General features: G+C 39.8%; 25 protein-coding genes. 18 read left to right on the plus strand and 7 right to left on the minus strand.

Going from position 1 to position 24,559, the window contains the following annotated elements; genetic code table 11:
* Positions 1-21: 21 nt before the first annotated feature.
* The 4 genes from M1F14_RS02800 (at position 22) to M1F14_RS02815 (ending at position 3,022) form a co-directional block, all read left to right on the plus strand.
* Positions 22-627: a hypothetical protein gene (locus M1F14_RS02800; RefSeq protein ID WP_042848618.1), complete on the plus strand. Its 606-nt coding sequence runs from the start codon at positions 22-24 to the stop codon at positions 625-627.
* A 50-nt stretch (positions 628-677) separates the two neighbouring features.
* Positions 678-1,088: a secretion protein gene (locus tag M1F14_RS02805; protein ID WP_181468918.1), complete on the plus strand. Its 411-nt coding sequence runs from the start codon at positions 678-680 to the stop codon at positions 1,086-1,088.
* Between the two features lie 110 nt (positions 1,089-1,198).
* Positions 1,199-1,825 carry a two component system response regulator gene (locus tag M1F14_RS02810; protein ID WP_042848619.1) on the plus strand — a complete coding sequence of 209 codons (627 nt, stop codon included), beginning with the start codon at positions 1,199-1,201 and terminating at the stop codon, positions 1,823-1,825.
* A 498-nt stretch (positions 1,826-2,323) separates the two neighbouring features.
* Positions 2,324-3,022, plus strand: coding sequence for a pirin family protein (locus M1F14_RS02815; protein WP_048605591.1), 699 nt, complete (start codon positions 2,324-2,326; stop codon positions 3,020-3,022).
* 66 nt (positions 3,023-3,088) lie between these two features.
* On the opposite strand, the gene pckA is transcribed toward M1F14_RS02815, so the two are convergent.
* From pckA to M1F14_RS02835, 4 genes are all read right to left on the minus strand, one after another.
* A complete protein-coding gene (pckA, locus tag M1F14_RS02820; RefSeq protein ID WP_042848621.1) occupies positions 3,089-4,708 on the minus strand; it encodes a phosphoenolpyruvate carboxykinase (ATP) in 1,620 nt (539 codons plus the stop codon).
* A 203-nt stretch (positions 4,709-4,911) separates the two neighbouring features.
* Positions 4,912-5,784 (minus strand): Hsp33 family molecular chaperone HslO, encoded by an 873-nt coding sequence (gene hslO, locus M1F14_RS02825; RefSeq protein ID WP_042848622.1) that lies wholly within the window; start codon positions 5,782-5,784, stop codon positions 4,912-4,914.
* 27 nt (positions 5,785-5,811) lie between these two features.
* The gene (gene hslR / locus M1F14_RS02830) at positions 5,812-6,222 is read right to left on the minus strand and encodes a ribosome-associated heat shock protein Hsp15 (protein ID WP_129467228.1); all 411 of its coding nucleotides are present in this window, start codon (positions 6,220-6,222) and stop codon (positions 5,812-5,814) included.
* 64 nt (positions 6,223-6,286) lie between these two features.
* Positions 6,287-8,380 carry an IgaA/UmoB family intracellular growth attenuator gene (locus tag M1F14_RS02835; RefSeq protein ID WP_042848624.1) on the minus strand — a complete coding sequence of 698 codons (2,094 nt, stop codon included), beginning with the start codon at positions 8,378-8,380 and terminating at the stop codon, positions 6,287-6,289.
* A 303-nt stretch (positions 8,381-8,683) separates the two neighbouring features.
* Between M1F14_RS02835 and nudE the strand changes: the two genes are divergently transcribed.
* The gene (gene nudE, locus M1F14_RS02840) at positions 8,684-9,235 is read left to right on the plus strand and encodes an ADP compounds hydrolase NudE (RefSeq protein ID WP_071547565.1); all 552 of its coding nucleotides are present in this window, start codon (positions 8,684-8,686) and stop codon (positions 9,233-9,235) included.
* A 105-nt stretch (positions 9,236-9,340) separates the two neighbouring features.
* Here the strand turns inward: nudE and mrcA are convergent, their stop codons facing one another.
* Entirely contained in the window at positions 9,341-11,857 is a 2,517-nt protein-coding gene (gene mrcA / locus M1F14_RS02845; RefSeq protein ID WP_071547564.1) for a peptidoglycan glycosyltransferase/peptidoglycan DD-transpeptidase MrcA, read from the minus strand.
* 116 nt (positions 11,858-11,973) lie between these two features.
* Here mrcA and pilM point away from each other — a divergent pair, with 116 nt between their 5' ends.
* From pilM to M1F14_RS02910, 13 genes are all read left to right on the plus strand, one after another.
* Positions 11,974-12,819 (plus strand): pilus assembly protein PilM, encoded by an 846-nt coding sequence (pilM, locus tag M1F14_RS02850; RefSeq protein ID WP_181468917.1) that lies wholly within the window; start codon positions 11,974-11,976, stop codon positions 12,817-12,819.
* A gap of 3 nt (positions 12,820-12,822) precedes the next feature.
* Positions 12,823-12,948, plus strand: a complete 126-nt coding sequence (locus M1F14_RS02855) for a hypothetical protein (RefSeq protein ID WP_269750016.1) — start codon at positions 12,823-12,825, stop codon at positions 12,946-12,948.
* Positions 12,924-13,367: a PilN domain-containing protein gene (locus M1F14_RS02860; RefSeq protein WP_181468915.1), complete on the plus strand. Its 444-nt coding sequence runs from the start codon at positions 12,924-12,926 to the stop codon at positions 13,365-13,367. Before M1F14_RS02855 ends, M1F14_RS02860 begins: the two co-directional genes overlap by 25 nt.
* Positions 13,360-13,908, plus strand: a complete 549-nt coding sequence (locus M1F14_RS02865) for a hypothetical protein (RefSeq protein WP_166686987.1) — start codon at positions 13,360-13,362, stop codon at positions 13,906-13,908. Before M1F14_RS02860 ends, M1F14_RS02865 begins: the two co-directional genes overlap by 8 nt.
* Positions 13,901-14,962: a secretin N-terminal domain-containing protein gene (locus M1F14_RS02870; protein ID WP_072065726.1), complete on the plus strand. Its 1,062-nt coding sequence runs from the start codon at positions 13,901-13,903 to the stop codon at positions 14,960-14,962. Before M1F14_RS02865 ends, M1F14_RS02870 begins: the two co-directional genes overlap by 8 nt.
* 507 nt (positions 14,963-15,469) lie before the next feature.
* Positions 15,470-15,991, plus strand: coding sequence for a shikimate kinase AroK (gene aroK / locus M1F14_RS02875; protein ID WP_004906592.1), 522 nt, complete (start codon positions 15,470-15,472; stop codon positions 15,989-15,991).
* Positions 15,992-16,040: 49 nt separating this feature from the next.
* Positions 16,041-17,129 carry a 3-dehydroquinate synthase gene (gene aroB / locus M1F14_RS02880; RefSeq protein WP_042848631.1) on the plus strand — a complete coding sequence of 363 codons (1,089 nt, stop codon included), beginning with the start codon at positions 16,041-16,043 and terminating at the stop codon, positions 17,127-17,129.
* Between the two features lie 291 nt (positions 17,130-17,420).
* Entirely contained in the window at positions 17,421-18,308 is an 888-nt protein-coding gene (locus tag M1F14_RS02885; RefSeq protein ID WP_042848632.1) for an SPOR domain-containing protein, read from the plus strand.
* Positions 18,309-18,390: 82 nt separating this feature from the next.
* The gene (gene dam / locus M1F14_RS02890; RefSeq protein WP_042848633.1) at positions 18,391-19,290 is read left to right on the plus strand and encodes an adenine-specific DNA-methyltransferase; all 900 of its coding nucleotides are present in this window, start codon (positions 18,391-18,393) and stop codon (positions 19,288-19,290) included.
* A gap of 15 nt (positions 19,291-19,305) precedes the next feature.
* Positions 19,306-19,980 (plus strand): ribulose-phosphate 3-epimerase, encoded by a 675-nt coding sequence (rpe, locus tag M1F14_RS02895; RefSeq protein ID WP_004263207.1) that lies wholly within the window; start codon positions 19,306-19,308, stop codon positions 19,978-19,980.
* On the plus strand, positions 19,977-20,669 hold the full coding sequence (locus M1F14_RS02900) for a phosphoglycolate phosphatase (protein WP_042848634.1): 693 nt from the start codon (positions 19,977-19,979) through the stop codon (positions 20,667-20,669). Before rpe ends, M1F14_RS02900 begins: the two co-directional genes overlap by 4 nt.
* Positions 20,670-20,686: 17 nt before the next feature.
* The gene (gene trpS, locus M1F14_RS02905; protein ID WP_042848635.1) at positions 20,687-21,724 is read left to right on the plus strand and encodes a tryptophan--tRNA ligase; all 1,038 of its coding nucleotides are present in this window, start codon (positions 20,687-20,689) and stop codon (positions 21,722-21,724) included.
* A 174-nt stretch (positions 21,725-21,898) separates the two neighbouring features.
* Positions 21,899-22,636 (plus strand): 3-oxoacyl-ACP reductase family protein, encoded by a 738-nt coding sequence (locus M1F14_RS02910; RefSeq protein ID WP_042848636.1) that lies wholly within the window; start codon positions 21,899-21,901, stop codon positions 22,634-22,636.
* A gap of 73 nt (positions 22,637-22,709) precedes the next feature.
* Here M1F14_RS02910 and M1F14_RS02915 read toward each other — a convergent pair whose 3' ends face one another.
* Positions 22,710-23,918: a lactate oxidase gene (locus M1F14_RS02915; protein WP_042848637.1), complete on the minus strand. Its 1,209-nt coding sequence runs from the start codon at positions 23,916-23,918 to the stop codon at positions 22,710-22,712.
* Between the two features lie 24 nt (positions 23,919-23,942).
* Positions 23,943-24,509 (minus strand): YceI family protein, encoded by a 567-nt coding sequence (locus tag M1F14_RS02920; protein WP_042848638.1) that lies wholly within the window; start codon positions 24,507-24,509, stop codon positions 23,943-23,945.
* Between the last annotated feature and the right edge of the window lie 50 nt (positions 24,510-24,559).

The raw sequence follows: 24,559 nt of genomic DNA on the forward strand, positions 1-24,559 counted from the left end.
TACCTTAAATAAGGATTAAAAATGAATAACATCAACTCAAATACAATAGATATAGAACAAATATGTCCAAATCAATCTGATATAAAAAACGCTTCGATATCCTCATCAACGAATGTTTATGCCATGATGGATGCCATCATTTCAATGCTACAAAAAATGAATAGTGACATTCGCGATATGCAACGTGACTTCTTTGCATCTCAACAAAGCACCGCATTCAAAAAAGAGCTCACGGCAATATCGACCAAACAGGATTCAATACAACTTAATTATAAAGCAGCTTTATCCAACGCTATTGCAAAAACAACTTCAGGCGTCGTCAGTATCGGTGGTGCAGGCTTCGGCATGGCTAAGGGGGCAAGTCTAGGTGGTGAGTTTATTTCCGCAGGGACTAACGGGATTGGAAAAATGGTAGAAGGGTCGGTATCAGTAAGTATGGCGAGTACAACTCGTGATGCACAAAAAAAACAATTATTAGGCGATTTTCAGTCTAACTCAGCGATTGAGTACCATAAATTGCTCTCAAATACAGCCGATAAAGCCTCTGAAGCGTCAAAACGTATGTTAGATATAACACGCGAAATTATATCATTACAAGAAAGAATTACATCCTCTGTAAGAATGTAAATATTGCAAATAGAATAATGACTATACTAAATTAAGAAAGAATACAAAATATGGCTCAATTAGATGCAGTCACCGAGTATTTATATAGAAAAGGGAAGCAGCCTCAAAAAGCTTTCTTTAATAATAGCAGTGTTTTTATTGGTTGGAAGGTTGAGTTCACTCATTTTGAATTAACTTATAGGTTAAATGATAAAGAACTAATAATTTGTGATTTTTCCTCCACAGCACATTCAAAAAATAAAAGAATGGCAACCATTTCATTTATTAAATTTATTCACGAATTAGAATCTTGCTGTTTTGATTTTAATTCCATTCGTGGGTTACTGTTAGCTAGCCCGAACCCTGAAGTTACGGAACTCAGAGAGCGGTTAGCTCAATCACTTTTATCCCAAGGTGCAACGTGGGAGATGATTAATGATGATAATTGGCTAGTATATTTATTAAATAAAAATAGAATATAAATTAAATATTTTATTTATATATATTAATTTAAATAAAAAATATTATTTGACATCCATAGCTATTTATCGATAAAAATGTAATCAATAATAATTGAATCTATACTTTTAATATGAAGAAAAAAGTTTTATTAGTCGAAGACCATGAACTATTAAGTGCTGGTATTAAGCATTTTCTTTCATATCTTCCTGAGTATGAAGTTATCGGTGTTGTCTGTAATGGCTTACAGGTCTATGAAACCTGTCAGAAATTAAATCCCGATCTTGTTATATTAGACTTAGGCTTACCTGGCATGGATGGTATTGACGTCATTTGTCGGCTAAAACAACGTTGGCATGACCTCAATATCATTGTACTGACAGCAGATCGGGTGGAGCATCGGGCCTGTTCTGCACTGAATGCGGGCGCTATGGGGTATGTTTTAAAGAATAGCTCTCAGCAAACCTTATTATCAGCCTTGCAATCTGTTGTCTTTATGAATCGAGTTTTTATTGACCCTTCTTTAAGTGAAGCTCAAATATTTGAGTTAACCCAAACTAAAGAACCAGTACGACTAACAACTCGGGAAAGGCAAATATTAAAGCTAATCTCAGAAGAACGCCGTAACCGCGATATTGCAGAAGATTTAAAAATCACCATAAAAACAGTTGAAACACACCGTCTTAACTTAATGAGAAAACTAGGTACACACAGCTCCGTGGGGCTCGTCAAATGGGCATATCGATTAGGTATTTGCTAATTCAAGATATTTTAAATAGAAAATTATTTTTTACGACTAATACTAATATACTTAATCCATTGAAAAATAATGGTTAAATTTTTAATCTCATATAAATCATATAATTGCGTTATTAATTATAAGATATATCATTTTGGTCAAAAATAATGCTTTACAAACGATAGTGATAACTATTATCATTATCATCACCTCCTCAATACGGTTACTTAGTCACCTTTTGTTGGGGGTACGACATTGCTCACATTGCTTCCAGTGTTTACTTTAGCCAGCCTTGCGCTGGCTATTTTTTTACCTGATACAGCAGTTCTGTAATATGTTCACTATCGAATCTTCCTCATCTAACGATTTATCTCATCCAACAATGGCATACTTATTCAAATTATTTGAACTCTATGGTTAATTGTAGCTACTTTTCTCTAAGTGAAAACAGGTTAAACTGTCATCAATACATTAAGAGTGAGTTCAACCAAAGTTGAAGTCCGTAAAGGAGATAACACTATGATCTATCTACGTAAAGCAAATGAACGAGGTCATGCTAATCATGGTTGGCTCGATAGTTGGCACACTTTCTCATTCTCTAGTTACTATGATGAAAATTTTATGGGGTTCTCAGCACTAAGGGTGATTAACGAAGACTTTATTGCTGCAGGCCAAGGTTTTGGGACACACCCGCACAAAGATATGGAAATTTTAACCTATGTGCTTAATGGCACGGTGGAACATAAAGACAGCATGGGCAATATGGAGCAAATTCCCGCAGGTGAATTTCAAATTATGAGTGCAGGCACCGGTATTCGTCACTCAGAATATAACCCGGACAATGAAAAAGAACTGCATTTGTACCAAATTTGGATTATCCCTGAAAAAACAGGCATTGAACCACGTTATGAACAAAAGCGTTTTGATTCAAAAGATGGCAAACAACTTGTGCTTTCACCAAATGCGCAAGATGGTTCATTAAAAGTCTATCAAGATATGCAATTATGGCGTTGGGCATTGCCCGCGGATCAAATACAAACTCACAACATTGCAGATAAACGAGTTGTATGGATTCAAGTGGTAAAAGGGACTGTAGAAGTCAATGGGCAACAAGCCACAACTAGCGACGGCTTAGCAATTTGGCAAGAAAACAGCCTAACGATTAAAGCAGATGAAGACAGCGAAATCTTATTATTTGATTTACCTGCCGCTGAATAACACGCCTAAAACAACAAAGGCTCTACCTAAGGTAGAGCCTTTTTCATGAAAATATACATTCAACGATTACAGTTTCGGACCTGCTTTAACTAATGCTTCACCCGCTGGGGTATCCGTATATTTATCGAAATTCTTCACGAAACGCTCAGCTAAATCTTTGGCTTTTTCATCCCACTGTGCTTTGTCTGCATAAGTATTACGAGGGTCAAGGATATTAGTATCCACACCAGGTAATGCTGTTGGGACTTCTAAATCGAAGACGGGCAATTTAATCATGTCAGATTTTTCAATATCACCGCTTAAAATAGCATCAATGATTGCACGGGTATCTTTAATTGAAATACGTTTACCCGTACCGTTCCAACCTGTATTCACTAAATATGCTTTCGCACCTGCTGCTTCCATACGTTTAACTAATACTTCTGCATATTGTGTTGGGTGCAACGATAAGAATGCAGCGCCAAAACATGCTGAGAAAGTAGGCGTTGGCTCAGTCACACCACGCTCTGTACCCGCGAGTTTGGCGGTAAAACCAGAAAGGAAATGGTATTGAGTTTGTTCTGGCGTCAAACGAGAAACTGGTGGTAAAACCCCAAATGCATCCGCCGTCAGGAAGATAACTTTTGTCGCATGGCCTGCTTTAGAAACAGGTTTTACAATGTTATCAATGTGGTAAATCGGGTAAGAAACACGGGTGTTTTCTGTTTTTGAACCATCATTGAAATCAACCGTACCATCTGCTAACACCATGACGTTTTCAAGCAGTGCATCTCGTTTGATAGCACCATAGATATCTGGCTCTGCTTCTTTAGACAGGTTGATAGTTTTCGCGTAGCAACCGCCTTCGAAGTTGAATACGCCGTCATCATCCCAGCCGTGCTCATCATCACCGATTAACTTACGTTTTGGATCAGTCGACAGTGTGGTTTTACCTGTTCCTGATAAACCGAAGAAAATAGCAACATCGCCTTTTTCGCCGACGTTAGCAGAGCAGTGCATAGAAGCAATACCTTTCAACGGCAGAAGGTAGTTCATCATTGAGAACATCCCTTTTTTCATTTCGCCGCCGTACCAAGAGCCGCCGATCAACTGCATACGCTCAGTCAGGTTGAACGCTACAAAGTTTTCAGAGTTTAGCCCCTGCTCTTTCCAGTTAGGGTTAGTACATTTAGCACCGTTCATCACAATGAAGTCAGGCTCAAAACCTACTAACTCTTCATCTGATGGGCGAATGAACATGTTTTTAACGAAGTGTGCCTGCCAAGCAACTTCAGTGATGAAACGGACTTTTAGACGAGTGTCGGCATTAGCGCCACAGAATGCATCAATGATAAACAAACGTTTACCTGACAGCTGTTCTGTCACGATATGCTTGAGATCCGCCCAAACTTCTTGTGACATTGGCTTATTGTCGTTTTTACCTTTACCTTGGTCTGCCCACCACACTGTATCGCGAGTCACATCATCACGAACAATGTACTTATCTTTTGGTGAACGACCGGTAAAAATACCTGTATCAACCGCAACTGCACCTAAGGTGGTCACAGTACCGCGCTCATAACCTTCAAGCCCGGGCTTAGTTTCTTCCGTGAATAATAGCTCGTAACTTGGGTTATAAACCACTTCAGCCACATCATGAATACCGTACTTTTCAAGTTCCTTCAGGGTAATGCTTTTAGCGCTCATTATATTGCTCCTGGTAAACATAATTAATCTGCGGATGATCATAATTCTTTACGACTAATTAACAGCGATTGCTATCAAAGAATTGAAAATGTATAATTTTTTTTAATTCATAATGAGACTTAGAGCACGTAATAATGCTTTAAAATTATAAAAAAAAGGTGCAGAATTGCACCCTTGTCACATAATTAGGTTGCTAAATCGTATCAGTGAAGTTGCTGATTTAGCTCATTATTTAACCCTTGAATATCGGATTCAATAAATACATAGTGTGAGCCACAAAATTCACACTCCATATCAATTTTCCCATCTTTTTGCAAAATATCCTTAACATCTTCCTTTGGTAAAGTTGCTAATGTACTTTCGCAACGCTCCCTTGAACATGTACAACGAAACTCCACAGTTTGAGGGTCATACAAGGTGACATCTTCTTCATGATAAAGACGATGTAAAACCTCTTTCACATCTAATGTGCTGAGCTCTTGACCTTTAATTGTCGCAGTGAGTTGCACAAGATGGTCAAAAATATCATGGCTGGTTTCGTCAGCCGCGGGTAAAACTTGCAACAACATCCCACCAGCAGTCGCTTTACCGTCTACCTCACCTACACGAATAAATAAACGAGTCGGTAGCTGTTCAGATTGGCGGAAATAAGCATCAATACTTTCCTCAATAGAGTCGCCTTCAATCGCAACAATACCTTGATAACGCTCACCTTGGGTCGGTGTAATGGTGATCACAATAAACCCGTTGCCAACCATTTGCTTCAGTGTGCTACCAGCAACAACAGGGCCATCAATACGGGCAACGCCACGCATTTGCTGTAAGTTATTACCGTTGATAACCGCTAGCTTAACTGGCCCATCACCTTGGATTTGAACAGTAATATCACCATCAAACTTTAATGTTGCTGTTAATAAGCTAGTTGCAACGAGTAATTCACCTAATAAGCCTTTTACTGCGGCAGGATAGTCATGATTTTCTAAAATACGTTCAAAAGTGTCATCGACACTGATCATTTCCCCACGAACAGAATGTTGTTCAAATAGAAAACGATGGAGTAAATCTTGCTTTGCCATAATATCTCTCTATTACTCTGGCCATCATTAAGACGGCTCATGAGAATTTGTATGTTTAAACTTTAACAGAGTGCGCCGTTCTTTTTTATCCGGGCGCCGATCTGGGTGTGGCATCGTCAGCGCATTCATTTTCCGCGCTTGCGTTAATTTTTCCCGTTGAGCAATACTTTCTGTTGTTTCACAGTAAAGTCGCTGTGCATCCGGAGCTCCTCGGCGTTGACTGCTAATTTCAATAATTTCAACTGTTCGCTCATCATTACCTTGCCTAAGCTTAATTAATGCTCGCAGTTCAACAATTTTGCCAGGTTTTGTTCTCTGCCCATTGTAATGTACTTTGCCGCCTTCAATCATCTCTCGAGCAATTGCACGGGTTTTATAAAATCGCGCAGCCCACAGCCATTTATCGAGGCGTACAGGTTCTACAGAAGGTTGATTCATAGTGCCTCCTCAAAATCAGTCTGAATCAAACTAAGTTGAGGCTCCCACTATTTTCGGGATAACACTATCGACGATAGGAAGGATTATTAGCCTCAAAGCACTTATCATAATATTGTGTAATATTACGCAAACGCTTCTTATTATTCAAAATACGCAGCACAATCAGTGAGCCATTGAGCAATGCACAAGCCATCAAAAACAGTACAAAAAGCGAGCTACATACATACTGGGATACCACAGCTGCATTTGGCTCCTCATGTAAAGTAATGTGCAATGTGCCATTAGCATCCGTAGACAGATTGGTAATTATACCTTCAATATTAAAAGGTGTATTACTCAGAAGGCTCGATAACCTTTGTAGTTCATACCAACGCTGCAACGGTGACAGTTCATTAAAGGAAGCCCCTGATATCAAATCAACTAAAGGCTTATTCTCATCGCTAATCAATAACACGCCTCCAGGTGGCGGACTATTAATTTTCCGTACTTCTCTGTCTATTTCTGCCTTAATAAATTCATATGTGGTGTCTTCTACGATGTTTTCCAAGGCCTCTGCACTTCCTGCGCGTAATAAAACATGCGCTCCGTTCAATTTTCCAGCAGAAGCTTTACTCACCAGAGTTGGCCAATCCTCAGTGCTTCCAAGATTCATTAAGGCACTTTTTAGCTTTAGGCAGCGATTAGAAGTATGACACAGCTGTTCGGTATTCAGAATAATGGCAGAGAAATCAAAGATAATATTCATACCTGATTTCATGATATCACGCTGTAATCTAGGGTTAACACCAACGGCGTTTTTATCCGGGTGTAATTGGCTTTTAACCGTATTGAGTAATAAAATTGACTGTTCAACCACCTCAGACTGGGGCTCTGTTAGTAAACGGACATCGCTCCAATAAAGACCTGAACAATCAAACGGCACAAACTGTGCTTGGTTTTCTTTATTCAAATTAGGAGGTCGGTAACACATCCCTTTCCCTTGAGCCACTAACGTATCCCCAATTTTAAGTTGGCGGGAAGCGAGGTCACTTGGGTTTTCAACGGTAATTTCTTCTGTGCCGCCAAACCAAGCAAAACCTAGTTTTATAGGTAAACTCATTGATTGATATGAGAAAACTAATACTATGGCAAACAAGGCACCTATTAGCATCAACACATTTTTTTTGAATCGTTTGTAAGGGTAATAACGTTCTTCTTCATGCAAAGAAAGGTATTTTCCATGTCTGACAACCTCACCCGATGCATAAAAATCAATATTAACAGGTTGATTTGATTCATATTTTAAATAGTTTTCCCAATGAGCTGGATAATGTAAATCAATACCGCCAATTGAGGTGTTCGTAGAATATTTTTTATCTAACTCACCATAGAGTTCCCAACGCTTTGGTTCCCCGTGAATACACTGAATATCTTGGTATTTACGAGGAAACATTCTTGAGCGAAATAAGACCAGCAGCCCGCTAACAAAACAAATAATCGTAATCACCAAGCCCCACTCCTGTAACAAAGGAATAGAAATCAGCGTTAAATAGCCAAACAAAAAGCTTAAACAAACAATCGCGGCACCAAGCCAGCCTGTAGAATTATGAAGTCGATGCTCTTCAACTGTTTCCTTACGAACCCGTAGCCGCTCGATATTTTGTTGACCACGTTCTTGAATAGCTGCCTCAGGCCAGTCTGAACCCAAACTTTGTTCTTCCTGCCACTCGTGACTAAAATCCCTTAAGGAATGACTATTGATGGAGATAATTAACGGTAAGTGATCGGTCTCCACAATTTCCATAACATTTTGACGTTGTAAGAAAGGTTCGAGCTGTGAAGGTAACTGAACCTCAATCGTATCAATAAAATAGCGCCAACTATTCCCTTGCTCTTGGCGTAAATTAAAACGCGTCAGTGAATGGCAAACGGTCGCAATAATCGAGTTTTTTTTGATTTGCCACGGAAGTTGAGAGGGAGTCATTGATACAGATAAACAATAATTTAAGTACTGGGATATTATCTGGTAGTCTGAATCAATCATTTTTCTGAAGGAAGGAGCTGCTACTGAGGGTATTTGATAGACAGCAGAACGCCGCCCCCGCCTGAAATAAAGGAAGGAAGCCATTATAGTTAGGCTAATAACAATTATAGCCGTTATAATGACATGGTTTAGCATTGTTTCCCCAATGAAAAATGAATAAGAAAAGCATAGCAACCCTGCTGCTTTCTCAAAATAAGCCAATTCCTATTCTATTTATGGTTTTTGTTTTAAATTACAATATGTTGTAAAAAAATATTTTATTTATTTATCTGTGCTATGTTTATGCGATGGTTATACTAGCAGCATTTTATCTACTCGATAATATCTATCATTTTTTTTTGATATAGGTCATAGTTAGAGTACTAGGTAAATGTGCCACATAAATAAATGAAATACGCTTTTAGCAATAGATTTCACTCATCCTGTTCGGAAATCGTTATGACAGAGTTAAAAAAACCTAAAATCTTGAATATTCAAGATGTTGCTCAATCAAAATTATTCAGCATCCAGTCAGTTGATCTCGAATTTAGCAACGGTGAAAAACGAGTCTATGAAAGAATGCGCCCAGCAAAACGCGAAGCTGTTCTTATTATTCCTATTATGGGTGATAACCTAATCCTAATCCGCGAATACGCAGTCGGGATTGAAAACTATGAATTAGGGTTCCCTAAAGGCGCTATAGACCCCGGCGAAGTCGCTCTAGAAGCTGCACAGCGTGAGCTTAAAGAAGAAATTGGTTATGGTGCTAATAATATTATTCAGCTAGCCAAGCTCACCATGTCCCCCTCTTACTTTTCAAGTAAAATGAATATCCTCGTAGCTGAAAACTTATACCACGAAAAACTCGAAGGTGACGAGCCGGAACCACTACAACAAATAATCTGGCCTATATCACGCATGATGGAGTTGCTAGAGCACCCTGACTTCAACGAGGCAAGGAATATTAGCGCACTTTTCTACCTTGAGCGTTACTTAAAAAGTAGTAAGTAATAATACATATATTCTGTATTTTTTTCATGCCTACCTTAACTTTCATGATAAAAAACACCCCATGTTCTTAGTCAACAATGGGGTGCGTTAAACAAGGCAATAACCCTAAAATAACTCTTGAGTAGAGCCACTTTCTGTTGAAATTGTTGTTCCAACTTCTTGTATTGCATGTTCTTTCGGTTCGGTTCCTTCAATAAAGTATTCTCTACGGGAAGAGCCTAATTTACCTGTACGACTATCAATCGATACCGAAATCACACCTTTAGGTGGCTTCATTGTTTTCACTGGCACCCCCTCTAAGATGGATTTCATAAAATCATCCCACATCGGCTGGGCACTTTTCGCCCCTGCCTCACCGCGACCGAGTGTTCGTTTATTATCATCAAAACCAATCCACGTCGATGCGACTACATCCGGGCCATAACCAGAGAACCAAGCATCTTTTGAGCTATTGGTTGTTCCTGTTTTCCCACCAATATCACGGCGACCACCTAAATCTCTTGCCGCACGCCAGCCAGTTCCAGACCAGCCAGGTTCCCCATAGATATTCGTCATCATCGCATCCCTAATTAAGAAAGCGAGAGGCGTATTTATCACATGCGGTGCATACCGGTCATCAGAATTTGCGTCAGTATTCCCAGCAGTCGCCAGCTCCATTGTAGGCTCTTGTACCACTGCGTTATTACCGGATTGTGTCACTTCCTCTGTTGATTCATCATCAATGCCTTTAATCGCAATCGTACGTTCTGTATCACCATAAATAACTGGAATATGAGTGCAATCTGGGCAAGCTAATTTTGGTTTCGCTTCAAAGATGACTTCATCATTATGATTTTCGATCTTCAAAATATAATATGGGTCAATAAGGTAACCCCCATTCACCATAACAGCATAACCACGTACCATTTGCATTGGCGTAAATGAAGGTGCACCTAATGCCAACGCTTCTGTACGGTTAATATTCTCAGGTGGGAAACCAAAGCGAGTCAAATAATCGGCTGCATAATCAACGCCCATAGCCCTCATTGCTCGCACCATAACTACGTTTTTAGATTGCCCTAACCCTTGACGCAAACGGATAGGACCATCATAACGAGCAGGGGAATTTTTTGGACGCCAATCTGAGCCCGCACCCGCATCCCAACGGCTAATCGGCACATCATTTAATAATGATGATAACGTCAAGCCTTTATCCATTGCTGCGGTATAAAGAAACGGCTTAATATTTGAACCAACTTGGCGTAAAGATTGAGTAACGCGGTTAAATTCACTCATATTAAAATCAAACCCACCAACAAGGGCAATAATAGCCCCATCGTTAGGATTCAATGCAACAAATGCGGCATTAACATCTGGTACTTGCCCTAACCACCAGTTGTCTTTAACTTTACGCACCCAAATTTGTTCGCCAGCTTGTACCACTGCATTAACGGCTCTTGGTGAGGCGCCTTGTTGCGTATCCGATATAAACTTACGAGCCCAACGTACACCAGCCATCGTAATTGAAATTTGCGAACCATCAGCCAACATGACCTGAGCTTCAGACCCTGTTGCCGATACAACAACCCCTGGCATCAAAGGGCCATAGACTGGCATCTTTTTCAATTTTTCAATAATTTTATCTGATGCCCAAGCTGTTTCTGTTGGTTTCCATAACACATCAGCAGGGCCACGATAACCATGGCGAGTATCATAATCGATCAAGTTATTACGTACCGCGGTTGTTGCCGCTTCCTGATCTTTACGGATCACCGTGGTATATACTTTATACCCGTCAGTGTAGGCGTCTTCACCGTATTTATCATACAGTGTTTGGCGAGCCATCTCGGCTAAATAAGGTGCGGAAAAATCTATTTTTGGTGCATGATAAGAAGCAACTATTTTCTCATTTTTCGCTTGTTCATACTGATCTCGCGTAATATATTTTTCTTCAAACATACGAGAAAGTACGACATTACGGCGGTTTACCGCGCGATCATACGAATAAAGAGGGTTAAACGTTGATGGTGCTTTAGGCAAACCTGCAATCATTGCAATCTCACTGAGCGTCAACTCATCAACAGTTTTACCAAAATACACATAAGCAGCAGCCCCAACACCATAAGCGCGGTTACCCAAATAAATTTTATTTAGGTATAGCTCCATAATTTCATCTTTAGTAAAAAGCTGCTCAATACGAATCGCCAAGAAAGCCTCTTTAGCTTTACGCATAAGGGTTTTTTCAGGGCTTAAATAAAAATTCCTCGCCAGTTGCTGAGTAATCGTACTCGCCCCTTGAGATGCATGACCCGATGAAGCCATCACCGAAACAGCCCGAAAAATACCAATTGGGTCGATGCCGTGGTGGTCATAAAAACGGCTATCTTCGGTTGCGATGAATGCTTTTACCATCAATGGTGGAATTTCTGTCAGCGGTAATGGAATACGACGTTTTTCACCGTATTGAGCAATCAGTTCATTATCAGCGCTGTATACCTGCATTGGAATTTGCAGACGGATGTCTTTCATTGTTGCTACATCAGGCAACTCACCTTCAACATATTTATACATGCCATATATCGAAGCGGTTCCCAAAAAAATGCAACAGAAAACAAGAATAAAAAAATATTTTACGAACTTCACCTGAAAATTCCCATGCCTGGCAAACAAGAGGGTTTAGATATCACTAACGCATAGTATAAAGCTTATACAGCACAATAGAAAATGTAATTTATTGGTTAATGATAAGGAAATTAACTATGTACACATCAAAATGGAACATTGGAATCGACCTATATCAAAGCAAAATTCAGCTAGTTGCCGCTAAACGTCGCAAGAAACACTGGTCTTTGTGTGAATGCTGGCAACAACAACTTCCCTTCGAAATTGCTGACAAATCAGACCATGAACAATACAAGATTCTACTGAATATTTTAATACAATGGCGTCAGAAATTACCTAAAAACTGTTCTGTATCTATCGCATTACCTGCAGTTAGGACACTAAAACAACAATTTGCATTACCTAGCCAAATTAATCTACAGCAACCAGAATTAGGTTGGTACCTACAACTGCAAGCTGAAAAACGTTTTCCTATGCATGCTCAAGAACTGGCAATGGATTATAGAGTAATCAATCAACACGTTTATTTTAATGGGGCTCGAAAATCAGAAATTAACTTTTGGCAAAAATTATTAGCAGAAAGCGGATTCAATCTACTGGCAATTGATGTCGCCCCCGTTGCGCTGCGTTATGTTGCTCGCCATGCGGGCTTACCCGATGAAAGCTGGCTAGTTCACTATAGGCAAGGTGAGTGGCTGTGGTCTGGCCCTATTAGTCAACCCGCCAACTATAACCATCTACCCGACACCGAAACCCAGACGCTATCTGCATTATTGTCTTTACTCAACCAAGAAGAGTCATCACCGATATTACCCATTTACCTCATTACCGACCATCAAAACATTCATGATAAACATAGCATTGAAGCAATACATAGCTGGGAGTTACGCCAAGCTTTTCAGCATAACAATCTTAAAATCCCCCATCAGTTAGGGGATTTTGTGATAGCAGCAGGGCTAGCATTACGGCATGGAGATATTTAACTCATGGGGTTATCAAAACTATATCAAGTTAACTTTCTGCCTTGGCGGCAGCAGCAAATTGCGAAGAAACAACGGTTATTTATTATTTTTTTGCTGGTTGCTCAGTGCTTATCACTTGTTGCTTTTTAGTCTTTTTTCACCAATTGGAAATTGAAAAGCAACAAAAAATAAAATATCACCATCAACAACAATATGAGCAAACGCAACAGTTAGCACAACGAGTATCTCTCCAGAAAAAACAACTCCTCGAATTGATTAACCAAAAAAACAGATTGGATGAGGTTATAAACAATAACCAGTTTTTACTCAAATTATTACAAGACTTGCCATTAATCACACCATTAAAAAGTTGGCTTACTACCGTCCAATTAGTTGATAATAAAATAGAAATAAAAGCCCACAGTTATGACTTCCAAAATGTTAGCTTACTAAGCCCTAAGCTTAAAGAGCGAGGGCTAAACCACATCCAATTAAAAAAGCTCAGCCGTACAAACCAAGTACACCGGTTACATTTAACCGCTATACGCCAAGGAGAAGCTAATGAGTGAATCACTTCATGCTTTTTGGTATCGCCCTTTTTGGCAGCAAACCATACCCATTTGGCTATTTATCAGTTTATTTTTATTTGCAGGCTATTTTTCATACTGGAAAGAAAATGAAATACTACGTCTTGAATTAGAATCGGAAAACAATAGTTTAATTGAAAAAATAACAAAAGAAACCAGACAATTACAGCACTTTCCGCCCTTACATCTATTAGAACAGCAAGCAGATGTTCTAAAGCAAATTGTCGATGCTAAAGGTGAACCACTAGAACTACTTTCACAACTTAATACATTACTGAACCATTCAACTGTCATATTAAACCAACTACAACCAACGAGTAGCCATGGCTATTTCCTCGAAGTTCAAGGGGATTTCATCAGTGTCTATCGCTTTATAGAGCAACTTCTCACTTTGCCTAATACTCAACGATACCGTTACTCAGATATAAAATTAACTTCAAAGCAAGGTGCCATACTCGCATCAGTCACTTTTTCATCAATTAACCACACTTTCGCTATCAAGGATGATAATAGTAATGAATAGAAAGTTAATTAACACACCGATACTCGTAGCTATCATAGGGTGTTTCTTTTTGCCTGCTTTTTGGCTATCAGCTCAAGAAATACGAGACCCATTTGCGCCTTTACATCCCGTAGAGGAACAAACACAGTCTAGTCCAGTGATGGCTACGAGCCTATCTTCTCAACATACAGACCCTTTAATTGAAAAAATTTTTCAATTAATTTCAATCGATGCTCTAGAAATACGCACTCAACTAGAGCACCCCAAAACTTTATTGTTATCAAAAAATGCATCTATTCATCATGACCACACCACAAATAGTGTGATAGTCAAAGATAATCAACAGCGAATAGCCTTACTAGAAGAGTGGATAAAACAAAAAGATAAACCCAATAAACAAGTTCAAATAACAGCGCATATTATTAGTAGTAGCCGAACCGCATTACAAGAATTAGGGCTTGAGTGGGGAATATTAGCGGGGAATACAGCCAACAGTCATCTTAACCGTTATAACCGTTATCATTCCGCACCGGGGCAATTTTCGTTTAATGTGTTAAAACTAAGCGATGGGTTACTTGAATTAAAATTAAACGCTTTAGAAAAAGAAAATTTACTCTCCATTATTGCTAGCCCTCGGTTAATCGCCTCACACCAACAACCTGCGAGTATTCAACAAGGTACAGAAATACCCTATGTCACAAGCAATGAAAAGAAAACTCACGTACAATTTAAAGATGCTGTACTAGGTATGGATGTCACCCCGACCATTATCCGCAATGAAAAAGTAGAGTTGAACCTAAAAATTAGCCATAACTCGCCAGATACCGCGCTAACCAGTAGCCAAAGTCACCATTTAGCAATAAATAAGCAAGAAATATCAACATCCGTCACTATTAAAAATAATGAAACCCTAATATTAGGTGGTATTTTTCAGCAAAAACAAGAAAAAACAGAGACAGGTTTACCATTTATCTCTCAAATTCCTCTCTTAGGGTCATTATTTACAAATACTGCGGAACATATAGATAGAAGGGTTCTTATTGTTTTTATAACGCCAAAACTTATCAATATTTAACGCGAATAAAATAACGCATATACTTCAATGAGTTGAATAAACAATAAGCCAAAGATTAGTCAAAAAAAATATTTTTATGCTATAAACCTACCGGATAAATTTGACGCTGGCGTCGTTTTAGCATACAAGGTTATCCATTGAGTGTTCTAACTATCCGTAGATTAAAGAACAAGCTGTCAGTCGCTTATAAAACAGCTACAACAATTTTGCTCTAAAAATAACAGAAATCATGCGCTACTACCTATAGGCAAAACCTGTTAAAACTATGCTAAACAATGCATTAGGCAATATAGACGGCTCAAACATTGAGACCTGTAATTTTAAATGTGGCACTTTGTTCGCTTAGTGCCGCATTTATATAGTTGCAATTCGGGTTGATGTATTGAGATAATTTTCTTATCTGATCTCACATCATCACTAATGAGGTTTCAGTTTATAGGTCCCGCCGCTAATTCGATTGGCGGGGCGGGTGATCATTAACGAATAATCGTAGTAATACCAAAAAACATGGCAGAGAAACGCAATATCTTTCTGGTTGGACCGATGGGTGCTGGCAAAAGCACTATTGGCCGTCAGTTGGCTCAACAGCTTAATATGGAGTTTTTCGACTCTGATCACGAGATAGAAAAACGTACTGGCGCAGATGTAGGCTGGGTATTCGACCTTGAGGGTGAAGAAGGCTTTCGCGATCGCGAAGAAAAAATCATCAATGAGCTCACTGAGAAACAAGGCATCGTATTAGCAACGGGTGGCGGTTCTGTTAAGTCCAAAGAAACCCGTAATCGCTTGTCCGCTCGTGGAGTCGTTGTCTATCTTGAAACGACCATTGAGAAACAATTATCCCGTACACAACGTGACAAAAAGCGTCCTCTATTACAAGTTGACGAACCGGCACGTGAAGTACTGGAAAAACTGGCTGACGAGCGCAATCCTATGTATGAAGAAATTGCTGATATTACCATTCATACTGATGAACAAAGCGCTAAAGTTGTCGCAAGCCAAATCATTGAGCTATTAGAGAAAAACTAATTAATCATGGTGTTATTTTCATAAAATAATGAACTCAAGGTAAAGCAAGATGGAAAAAGTCACTGTTACTCTGGGCGAACGTAGTTATCCAATCAATATCGCGCCAAGTTTATATAACGAACCTGGGGCATTTTGGCCATTAGCTACTGGGCAACGCGCAATGATAGTGACAAATGAAACGCTTGCACCAATTTATCTTGAAAAGGTAAAACACGCTCTTGAATCTTCTGGCGTAAAGGTTGACAGCATCATTCTTCCTGATGGCGAACAATACAAATCGCTATTCATCATGAACGATGTTTTTACCGCACTACTTGAAAAGCACCATAACCGAGATACTACCCTCATCGCTCTTGGTGGGGGGGTTATCGGTGACCTTACGGGTTTCGCTGCTGCTAGCTATCAGCGCGGAGTACGTTTTATCCAAATTCCTACCACCTTATTATCTCAAGTGGACTCTTCTGTTGGCGGTAAAACCGCAGTAAACCATCCTCTAGGGAAAAATATGATTGGGGCATTTTACCAACCTGCCTCGGTGGTTATTGACCTTGATTGTTTAAAAACCTTACCCAAAAGGGAATTAGCCTCCGGCTTAGCAGAAGTGATTAAGTATGGAATAATTCTTGATGGTGACTTTTTTACATGGTTAGAAAACAATATTGATGCTCTGGTCGCGCTAGATAACCAAGCGATGGCCTACTGCATACGTCGTTGTTGCGAATTGAAAGCACAAGTCGTTGCTGCTGATGAAAAAGAAACCAGTGGGTTACGTGCGCTTCTCAATTTAGGTCACACCTTTGGGCATGCCATTGAAGCTCATATGGGCTATGGTGTCTGGTTACATGGTGAAGCCGTTGCAGCAGGTATCGTTATGGCAGCAAGAACTGCTGAATTGATAGGCCAATTTACACCGGAGCAAACCCAACGGGTGATAGCACTTTTAGAACGTGCATCACTTCCTGTCAAAGGCCCTTCACAAATGAAGCCAGATGATTATCTACCGCATATGATGCGCGATAAAAAAGTAATGGGTGGAAAACTGCATTTAATTTTACCTACCACTATCGGGCATTCAGAAATGCGCGCGGACATCGATGCGCAAACTGTCATTGCAGCGATATCTTCCTGCATGCCATAAAAATATGACAAAATGGTCAGATACGTTACCAAAAACAGAGAAAACCCTGAATTTTTACAAGCGTTTTAAAATGTTACTGGTAGATGTACGCTAAAGTCGTTAAATTATAAGGTATGCCTACGCCTAGATACAATAATCTGGAAATGCACAATACCAATATGGCTAGCACGGTATTACGAAAGCATATATGCTTTAAAAATAAGCATCGATATTCTGCTTGGTCGCTAACAGGTTGTACTGATAAGAGACATTTTATCTCTACTATAGGCAAATTTTATTCGGGAGAGGAAGATGGACGAATTTAAACCAGATAATCAAGGCCAAAATGATCTTAGGCCAGATACATCAGATAGACCGACAGGGCGTTCACGCCAATCCGCTGCTACAAAGCCTAAATTAGCACTCTCACGCCAACATATTATGATTGGTGTCGGTGTTTTAGTTTTATTACTACTCATTATTGCGATCAGTTCTGCGTTAAAAGCGCCTACTGAGCATGAAAAGTTGCAAACAACCGGCACTAACAACCAACAAAATATTGATTTGTCTAACTCATCCTCTTTGACAAACTCACAAGAGCAAGCTCAGACGGGTCAGGCACAAGAAATCTCAGGATCTCAAATCACACCGACACCAACTCAAGGTGAGCCAAAAACTCAACCTAATGGCTTGGGTGAGCGGATCGAAATCCCAGGTGATGTGGTAGATGCTTTAAATCAAGGCCAAACACCAACCGCTGGAACAACACAACCACAAAATGTAACACCGCCAGCAATCAAACCTGCAGAACAGCAACCTGTGGCACCGCCAACAGCACCTGAAAAAACCCCTGCGAAAGTGGTTGAGCCAAAACATCCGGTACAACCTAAGCAACCGACTAAGGCTGCGGCCAATAACCATGGCAGCAATGTCATGTCAGCTCCTGCGGGTACCTACACTCTGCAACTTAGTAGTGCAAGCCGTTCAGATACGCTGGAAGCATTTGCTAAAGAAAACAAACTTGCCAATTACAAGGTCTACAAAACTATTCGTAATGGGCAAACTTGGTATGTTCTCATTCACGGTAATTATAATTCAGTCACTGACGCAAAAAATGCAATAGCAACTCTACCTTCTGCTGTTCAAGCGAAAAAGCCGTGGGTTAGAAATATGAAACAAGTCAAACAGGATCAAAAATAACAACGTTTTTCCCCGGGCGCATTGTGTTGTCCTGACAGAGTATGAATGTTTTTACTCTAAACGATTGTAATAATAAGACGGCATGAAAAAAAAACGCGCTTTTTTAAAATGGGCTGGGGGTAAATACCCCCTTGTGGAAGAAATAAAAAAACATCTTCCACAAGGTGATTGCTTAATTGAGCCTTTTGTTGGTGCAGGGTCAGTGTTTTTAAATACTAGCTATGATTCTTACATGCTGGCAGATATCAACAGTGACCTCATCAACCTCTATAATACTGTTAAAGACCATGCTGATTCTTTTATCGAAGAGGCCCAGCAAATCTTCACACCTGAATATAATACTTCAGAACAATACTATTTAATGCGTGAAGCCTTTAACCAATCCAATGACACTGAAAGACGTAGTATCCTTTTTTTATACTTAAATCGTCACTGTTATAATGGGTTATGCCGTTATAATTCACGCGGTGAGTTCAACGTGCCTTTTGGTCGCTACAAAAAGCCCTATTTCCCTAAAGAAGAATTACTGTGGTTCGCTGAAAAATCGCAAAAAGCAACATTTATTACCCAGCACTATGGCGAGACCTTGCTCAATGCTAAAGAAGGGGCCGTCATTTACTGTGACCCGCCTTATGCTCCTTTATCTGATACTGCCAATTTTACGGCTTATCATACCAATTCCTTTAATGCGAGCGAGCAACAAAATTTAGCGATTTTGGCACAGAAGTTATCAACGGAAAACAGGATCCCAGTGCTGATATCGAATCATGATACCCCGTTAACCAGAGAGTGGTATCATCAAGCTCAATTACATATTGTAAAAGTACGTCGTACCATTAGTAGAAATATATTAAACCGTAGCAAAGTCAATGAATTACTGGCTTTATATACGGGGGAACCTAATAGCCCTTCTCCTAGAAAAACTGACAAAAAAATGCAAAGCCTTGTGACTAGTGCTGAATGGCTCTCAGATAACGATTAATAATCGGAGACGATAATGAAAAACTTTCTCATTGCCCCATCTATTTTATCTGCTGACTTTGCTCGTTTAGGCGAAGATACCGCCAATGTTCTTGCAGCTGGCGCTGATATCGTGCATTTTGACGTAATGGATAATCATTATGTTCCTAACCTAACTTTTGGTGCTCCAATTTGTAAAGCCCTGCGTGACTACGGTATTACTGCGCCGATTGATGTCCACCTCATGGTAAAACCTGTTGATAGGATTATCCCTGACTTCGCCAAAGCAGGTGCAACTCATATAAGCTTCCATCCTGAAGCCAGTGAACATGTTGATCGTTCATTACAACTCATCAGAGAACATGGCTGTACCGCGGGGTTGGTATTTAACCCAGCAACACCACTGAGTTACCTTGATTATGTAATGGATAAAGTGGATATGATTTTACTGATGTCAGTTAATCCAGGCTTTGGTGGGCAATCCTTTATCCCACAAACCCTCAATAAATTGCGCCAAGTCCGCAAACTTATTGATGAAAGTGGCTATGATATTCGTTTGGAAGTCGATGGCGGTGTGAAAGTGAACAATATTGCAGAAATCGCGGCGGCTGGAGCGGATACCTTTGTTGCAGGCTCAGCCATCTTCGATCAACCAGACTATAAAACAGTCATCGATGCGATGCGTAACGAACTACAAAAGGTATCTCAATGACTCAAGTTGTATTAGAAGATATTAAAGCGATTGCCTTTGATTTAGATGGTACTCTCGTTGACAGTGCCGGTGGCTTAGCTGAAGCCATCGATAATATGCTCAAAGAGTTTGGTTTTCCTCCAGCAGGTAAAGAGCGCGTCTCTATTTGGGTAGGTAACGGGGTTGATGTTCTCGTTGAACGCGCGCTTTCTTGGGCAGGAGCCGACATCACAGCTGAATTACAAAAAAAAGCTCGAGCCAGTTTTGATAAATTCTATGCAGTTTCTGTCACAACAGGTAGTCAGCTATTCCCTGAAGTAAAAGAAACCTTAGAACAATTAGCAAAACACAACATACCGATGGGGATCGTCACAAATAAAGCTACGCCGTTTATTGCTCCACTACTAAAAAAATTAGGCATTGATAGCTATTTTTCTCTTGTATTGGGTAGTGACGATGTAAAAGCCCTAAAACCGCACCCTGCTCCCCTTTACTTAACAATGGGCACATTCGGTTTACGTAAAGAAGAATTGCTTTTTGTCGGCGATTCCCGTAATGATATTATTGCAGCACAAAGCGCGGGATGCCCGAGTGTCGGGCTGACATACGGCTATAACTACGGTGAATCTATTGCTTTGAGCGAACCTGACTGTGTCTTGACACACTTTGCAGGCTTGTTACCCACAATTGGTTTATCTGAAATAAAATAAGCAAGGACATAACAAACATGAGCACTCCCACTGAAAATTTACAGCAACCCCAAAAACCTATCGTATTCAGCGGCGCACAGCCTTCCGGTGAATTAACCATCGGTAACTATATGGGTGCATTACGTCAGTGGGTACAAATGCAAGACGACTATGACTGCATTTACTGTATCGTTGACCAACATGCTATCACTGTTCGCCAAGACCCTGTCGAACTGCGTAAAAGAACCCTCGATACACTTGCGCTCTATTTAGCCTGTGGGATTGACCCGAAAAAAAGCACCATTTTTGTACAGTCTCATGTCCCACAGCATGCACAATTAAGTTGGGCATTAAACTGCTATACCTATTTCGGCGAATTAAGCCGTATGACCCAATTTAAAGATAAATCAGCGCGTCACGCAGAAAATATCAACGCAGGCCTGTTTGACTACCCCGTTTTGATGGTTGCTGATATCTTGCTTTATCAAACTAATCAGGTTCCTGTTGGAATTGACCAAAAACAGCATCTTGAACTAAGCCGTGACATAGCCCAACGCTTCAATGCAATTTATGGTGATATATTTACTGTTCCTGATCCTTTCATCCCTACAGGTGGCGGTGCACGAATTATGGCACTGCAAGACCCAACCAAGAAAATGTCTAAGTCTGATGACAACCGCAATAACGTCATTGCTCTACTCGAAGACCCAAAATCGGTTGTGAAGAAAATCAAACGGGCCATGACGGACTCAGAAGAGCCACCACGCATTCGTTATGATTTAGAAAACAAACCTGGCGTTTCTAACCTGTTAGATATTATGTCAGGTGTCACCGGTAAAAAAATTGCAGAGCTAGAAGCTGAGTTTGAAGGCCAAATGTACGGTCACCTTAAAGGTGCTGTTGCAGAATCCGTCTCTGGCATGTTGACTGACTTACAGACTCGTTATCATGAATTCCGCGATAATGAAGCGCTTCTGAATCAAATCATGGATGAAGGAGCGACTAAAGCGTCTGCTCGTGCACAACAAACTTTAGATAAAGTGTATGAAGCTATTGGTTTTGTAAAACGCCCATAACGCTAATCAAATAAAAAGCGCTTACTCATCAATGGGTGAGCGCTTTCTTTCATTAACACATAGCCAACTATTTTCACAAACTCCTTCTACTTTTCTATCTGGAGTCTATCCTCTTTTATCTATTAAATACCTTATTTAGTGATTTTTAAATTATTTAACTAATAAGGTCATTCTATGTTATTCAAAAATAAACATGCTATTGTCCAAGGCGGATCACGTGGTATTGGCGCTGCTATAGTAAAAAAACTAGCCAAAGAAGGTGCAAATGTTGCTTTCACCTACGCCTCATCAGATAAAAATGCAAAATTGTTGATCACTGAAACAGCCCAGTATTCCGGTACAGTCATGGCAATAAAAGCCAATAGTGCAAATGAATATGAAATTACAGCTGCAATCAAACAATCATTTGATAAATTTGGTTCTATTGATATCTTAATTAACAGTCTTGGTATTCTTGAATTTGGCTCAGTAGAAACTCTCCCTCTAGAATCATTTGATCGCTCCTATTCCCTAAATGTACGCAGCTTATTTATTGCTAGCCAATCAGCCCTAACTGTTATGAATAATAATGGACGAATAATTCACATTGGTAGTGTTAACTCAGAACGGGTTCCATTCGAAGGTGGAGCTGCCTACGCAATGAGTAAATCAGCTATTATTGGCTTAACAAAAGGTATGGCTCGAGATGTAGCTGCTAGAGGGATCACTGTCAACAATGTTCAGCCAGGTCCTGTAAACACTGATATGAATCCAGAACAAAGCGAGTTCGCAGATAGTCTAAAACAAATAATGGCTTTAAAACGCTATGCTAGCGCTGATGAGATTGCTGATTTTGTATTGTACCTAGCTAGCCCAGCTGCTGCTTATATAACGGGAGCAAATTTAAATATCGATGGTGGGTTTACAGCTTAGATATTGGTTTATTAATGAATAAAAAAACGGGAAAATTTTCCCGTTTTTTATTAACCAATGAGTTTGACTTTAATTATTGAAAATCTTTGTCGGTATACAACTTCGTCGCTTTAACTCCTTCAATATTTTTGGCCCCGCCTAGCATCATATTGATAGAAAGTTCTTTATTCAGTTGCTGGATCACCGAGTTTACGCCTTCAGCACCACCTAAATTTAAGCCATATAAAATAGGACGGCCTACAGCCACAACATCTGCCCCACTTGCTAAGGCTTTAAATACGTGTGAACCGCGACGCACACCACTGTCAAATACAATTGGAACACGTTTATTAACGACCTTAGCAATTGACGGCAATACATCAAAAGACGCGGGACCACTGTCTAACTGGCGACCACCATGATTAGAGACCCAAATCGCATCAGCACCTGCTTTGATCACAACATCAGCATCTTCGGGCGATTGAATACCTTTAACTATTACTGGCAATCCTGATAACTTTTTCACGTATTGAATATCTGCTGGTGTAAAGGCTTGTTTTGCTTGCGCATAAATTTCACTGATCCCTGCACCTTTACCTGTTTTTGAACCATCACTATTTTGCTTAGCAAATAGCTCTAAGTTGGCAAAGCCTAGCGGGAACTGGAAGTTATTACGAATATCATCTTCACGATACCCACCAACTGGAGAGTCAACGGTTAAAATAATCGCTTTAGCACCACTTTCTTTGGCTCTCTTCAACGTAAATTCGTTAAAAGCATTATTTTTACTCATATAAAGCTGGAAAAAGAACGGGTTTTCCCCTGAAACTTCAGCAACTTCTTCAATTGTTTTATTACCATAGGTACTTAACGAGAAAATAGAACCCGCTTTAGCCATACCTTTTGCTGTCGCAATTTCCCCGTCTTTATGTGCTAATCCTTGGGCCGCCATCGGCGCTTGAATAATAGGGGTTTTTAGTTTAATTCCTAAAAAATCAGTTGAAAGGTCGATATCTGAAATTTCAATTCCCTGCATCACTCTTGGTATAATATATTTATTATCAAAATGTTGCGTATTTTTCTTCAGATTCAATTCATCTTCAGCACCACCACGAATATAACCAAAAGCACCTTTATCCATACTTTTGGCAACTTGGCTTTCTAATTCATCCAAGTTCACAATTTTAATTGGGCCTTCTTTATCGCTAGCTTTATATTCTGCCGCCTGTGCGGTACCAAGAGTCAGTGCAACAGCAAATAATGTCGATGTCACAAACGTATTTTTTCGTGTAAAACTCAACATAATAAATCTTTAACTCCCCATCAATTACTGTTTAATAGCCTCGGCTTGAATTTGGATAGTGACATTTTTGGCCATGCCATCCTTCACTAGGAAATCAACCCCCCATTGCGTACGGTCAATAGTGGTTTCGAAATCACCACCACACACATCAGCATTAAAAATTGGACTGAAATAGCAACCGAATTTGGTAGTTTTTAACTGAACTGGATGTGATTGGCCTTTCATAGTCAACACACCATCAATAGAAACAGGTTTGTTGTCTGCAAAATTCCATTTAGTCGATTTGAACTCAATGGTCGGATATTTTGCAACATCTAACATATCTTCACTTTTAATATGATTATCAAATGCTGATAACCCAGTATTTAAGGTCTCCGCTGGAATTTTTACACTGACGCTACCAGTTTGTTTTTCCGGAGAATAACTCATATCTCCAGTGATATTGTGAAAACCGCCACTATTGGTAGAAGTATTAAAGTGGTCAATATAAAACACGGCTTTAGTATGAGTTGCATCTAATTTATAGTCTGCGGCCTGTGCTGTACCAAGCGCAAACAAAGAAACCAGCAAAGGTAATGTAAGCTTTTTCATCATATTTCCTTAAAATTCAATTACAAATAGGCAGCTTTATCAGTCATTAA

Source organism: Providencia sp. PROV003 (assembly GCF_045040775.1).
Taxonomy (GTDB): domain Bacteria; phylum Pseudomonadota; class Gammaproteobacteria; order Enterobacterales; family Enterobacteriaceae; genus Providencia; species Providencia huashanensis.